The organism is Streptomyces sp. JW3 (assembly GCF_052216785.1).
Classification (GTDB): domain Bacteria; phylum Actinomycetota; class Actinomycetes; order Streptomycetales; family Streptomycetaceae; genus Streptomyces.
Map to the genome: position 1 here is coordinate 1 of NZ_JBQOUX010000225.1, position 2,272 is coordinate 2,272.

Below are 2,272 nucleotides of genomic sequence, written 5' to 3' on the forward strand. Positions count from 1 at the left end.
GGTCCGGGACCGGCGGGCGGGGCGGGGGCGGCGGCGCCGGTACGGGGGTGTCGGGGGGCCGGTCGTACGGGGGCGCCGGCGCCGGCGCGGCGGCCGGGCCGGCGGGTGCCAGATGCCGGGCCAGCCACAGCAGTTCCGCCAGCTCCAGCGGGGTCGGGCGCGCGCCACCGGCCGCCCGGGCGAGGACGTCGGCCAGGCGGGCCACGGGCTCCGGGGTGCCGGAGGGGTCAGAAGGCATGCGGCTGCGGGGACTGTCCCAGGTACGGCATCAGCTGGTCGGCCAGTTCGTCCAGGGAGCCGGCCGCCAGCCCGGAGGCCCGGGCCAGGTAGATGGCGTTCAGCAGCTGGTCGGTGGCGAGTTCGCCGCTGCCCACCCGGGACAGGAACCGGTCGATGAGCCGCTGGGCGTATGCGTCCGGCTCGCCCAGGTGCGCCCGGACGATCTCGGCGAGGTGCCGGTCGTCGGGCTGCCTGAGCCGCAGGGTGACGCAGCGGCGCAGGAAGGCGGGCGGGAACTCGCGCTCGCCGTTGCTGGTCAGCACGGTGAACGGGAAGGCGCGGCAGCGCACCCGGCCGCGTTCCACCGGGACCCGCCGGTCGGTGCCGTCGGCCATCACCTCGGCCCGCCCGCCCGGGGTGTCGCGGGCCGCCCGCACCAGTTCGGGGATCTCGTACTGGCCCTCCTCCAGCACGTTCAGCAGGTCGTTGGGCAGGTCCAGGTCGCTCTTGTCGATCTCGTCGATGAGCAGGGCGCGGGGCCGGGCGTACGGCAGCAGCGCGGTGCCCAGCGGGCCGAGCCGCAGATGGTTCTCGACTCCGGTGCCGGTGCCGGCGCCGGCCGCCGGGTCCTGGTCGTCGGCCGCCGCGTGCCGGGCCGCGTAGAGCCGGGACAGCGGGTCGTACTGGTAGAGGCCGTCGTGCAGGGTGCTGCGGCTGGTGATGTTCCACCGCAGCACCGGGCCGAGCCGCAGTTCGCGGGCGACCGCGTACGCCAGCGACGACTTGCCGGTCCCGGGCGGTCCGGTGACCAACAGCGGACGGCGCAGGTAGAGGGCCGCGTTGACCAGTTGCACCGTCTCCTCGGTGGCCTGGTACGTCCGGGCCCGGTGGGTGCGGTCGGGCGAGCCGGCCGAGGCGTCGTCGTGCTCGTCGGGCGGTTCCAGCACCGGGTGACCGTCGAAGGCCCGCCACGGCGGCGGCGGGGGGAGCCGGGTGATGCCGTCGTGCGGTTGCGTCGCTCCGGTGTAGACGGGCCACAGGGCCATGCGGTTTCTCTTTCGGGTTCGGGTGCCGGGCGCGACGGTGCGGCCCGGCGGGTGGTTCAGCCGACGGGCGAGTGGGGGCGGGCGGCGGACGGGTGCAGCGGGGCGACGGGCGAGTGCAGACAGGCGGCGGGCTCCAGGAAGCAGCGCGGGTCGTCCCACAGCAGTTGCACCTGCCGCGCCCAGTGCCCCTCGGGATCGTCGGCCGCGTACGCCTCCTCACGCAACCGCAATACCCGGCGGGGCAGTTCGGCCGGCGGCACGCCGGCCACGGACTCGGCGAGCCGGTCCAGGAACGCCGTACCGGCGCACGGGTCGCCGTGCTCGTCGTCGGGACAGTCCGAGCGGCGCCACAGCAGGACCGGGACCGGGACGTGCAGGCCGGTCTCGAAGTGCTCCTTCACCGTGCCGGGCGGGGCCGGGAAGCCGGTCAGCGCCGCGTCCCGCAGCCGCAGCCGCAGGCCGCGCGAGTTCTCCCGGGTGCCGCACTCCACCCGGTGCAGCCGGACGCCGGGCCGGCCGTCCAGCTCCTGCCACCGCCTGGTCAGCTCGTGCCGCAGCCGGCCGCTGCGGTGCCGGGTGCGTTCCGCGACCACCAGGGGGTGGGCGCAGCCCAGCGGGGTGGCGTCGTAGGCGCTGCACTCCCAGTGCGCCACCGGCTCGTTCAGCCACTCGTCCGGCAGCACGAAGGTGATCAGCGCTTCGGCGTCCCGGGCGAGGTGGTTGAACGCCTCGTCCACCCGGTCCTGGACGTAGGAGCGCACCGCGTCCTGCGGCAGCCGGCGGGTGCCCACCGGGCGGCGGTGTCCGTCGCGGTAGGCGGACACCTCCACGGTGACCTGATCGGCCCCCGCACCGCTGCGGACCAGTTCGACGACGATGGGCGCCCAGGCGGGGCCGGCCGGGCGGCCGGGGACCTCGGCGCGGTGGCCGTCGGTGGCGTAGTGGTGCTCGGCGGGCCGGGTGGCCGCGGCGCCGGCGGGCGCGGGCGGGCCCGGTGCGCACCGGAG

Annotated in this window: 2 protein-coding genes and 1 pseudogene; all 3 read right to left on the reverse strand. The window is 76.6% G+C overall.

Annotated features, from left to right (window positions below; translation table 11 throughout):
* A pseudogene (locus ACTT8P_RS38155) lies at window positions 1–238 on the reverse strand (hypothetical protein); the annotation flags it as partial.
* Entirely contained in the window at window positions 228–1,265 is a 1,038-nt protein-coding gene (locus ACTT8P_RS38160; protein WP_442836379.1) for an AAA family ATPase, read from the reverse strand. The pseudogene ACTT8P_RS38155 and the gene ACTT8P_RS38160, both read right to left, overlap by 11 nt.
* Window positions 1,266–1,321: 56 nt before the next feature.
* The coding region (locus ACTT8P_RS38165; RefSeq protein WP_442836380.1) for a VMAP-C domain-containing protein at window positions 1,322–2,272 on the reverse strand (951 nt) is incomplete at its 5' end.

Coding starts and splice junctions, on each gene's coding strand:
- ACTT8P_RS38160 (WP_442836379.1), bottom strand. CDS start 1,265: ATGGCCCTGTGGCCCGTCTACACCGGAGCGACGCAACCGCACGACGGC.